This is a genomic window from Oleiphilus sp. HI0067 (assembly GCF_001635735.1).
The window spans coordinates 1-1155 of the sequence record NZ_LWFI01000665.1 but is presented as its reverse complement, the minus strand read 5'-3'; the positions used below and the strand labels follow the sequence as shown (position 1 = coordinate 1155).

Below are 1155 nucleotides of genomic sequence, written 5' to 3'. Positions count from 1 at the left end.
CTATCGAGTAAAAGTGCTTTGCGCGTTGGCGTTGTCATGCTGTTGTTTTATCCATTTCTTTCAAGATTTGTTCTGCAAGTAATTGATGCCCCTCTGCTGAAAAATGCGTTGGGTCGTCGTAGTGTGTTTGCATATTGCGTTCAAATACGTCGTAGCATTTTATGAGAGAGGTCTTGCTGTGTTTTTGAGCCAGTTCGGCGAGAGCGACATTATAAGCTTTAATCGCTTGGTTGCGAGATTTATCGTGATTGGGGGCTGTTTCGATCAACACCACGGAGGACTGCGTTTTATTGATGATGGTTTCTATATTTTCTTTGTATTCGTTCAAAGGAACTTGGTTTTGCATGCCAAATAGTTTGCCTATCCCTATTTTTCGACCGTATTTCTTCCATTTTTTTACCCAGCGTCGAAGAAATCTACGAGTGGATGAGTCAGGGTAATACAGCACATAAGGCGCGGCTTTGATTGTCAGCCAGCTATCGACAAGGCCATATTGAATGAAAATAATTTCGATCTTCGGGTGTTCGTAGTCTTTGAAAAACTCGAGCGCTTCACGCGTAGTAGACATGGTCAGTCCGCAATTCTGTATTGAACGCTCAAAGTGGCGCCCAACTATGTCGGCATATACTGGTGCCTTGAGTTGCTCTGTACCACAGGTATTGCAGTCGCCTAAAAACAGAAACTGAGCTTGAGTCTCTGTTAGAGAGGCGTACTTGTCTTGATATGCGTTTAGCATGCGCGTGCTCGTGAGTTGTGTTTTTGCATACTCAAATGCATCGTTTTCCATACTCGCTAATCGCCTGACCTTATGACTATTGCCAAGTTTTGCAGAGATTTCACTGCGTAACTCTTCCACCGAGTTCGCTTGAATAATTGCTTCGTTCGGAAGCAGTGAGGCTGCGCCTGATACTTTAGTTGATAGTACGGGTGTATCTGCTTGCAGCGCTTCGATCATGCTTAAACTCAATCCCTCCCGGGTCGAGTTAATAACAAGTGCATCGGCTCCGTAGAGAAATCGTCGCGCGTTATGTTGGTGGCCGATAAGCTTAATATGTTCTGACTCGTATTCTTTTAACGCTTTTTTTTCTGGGCCATCGCCAACAATGATTAGATTAACGGGCAAAGTCTGGCAGGCTTTCATCACGTTTGAATATG

The 1155-nt window shown here is 44.2% G+C and carries 1 protein-coding gene; it reads right to left on the bottom strand.

What is annotated here, in order from left to right:
- Positions 1-34 precede the first annotated feature (34 nt).
- The coding region (locus tag A3739_RS28035) for a glycosyltransferase (RefSeq protein ID WP_082878320.1) at positions 35-1155 on the bottom strand (1121 nt) is incomplete at its 5' end.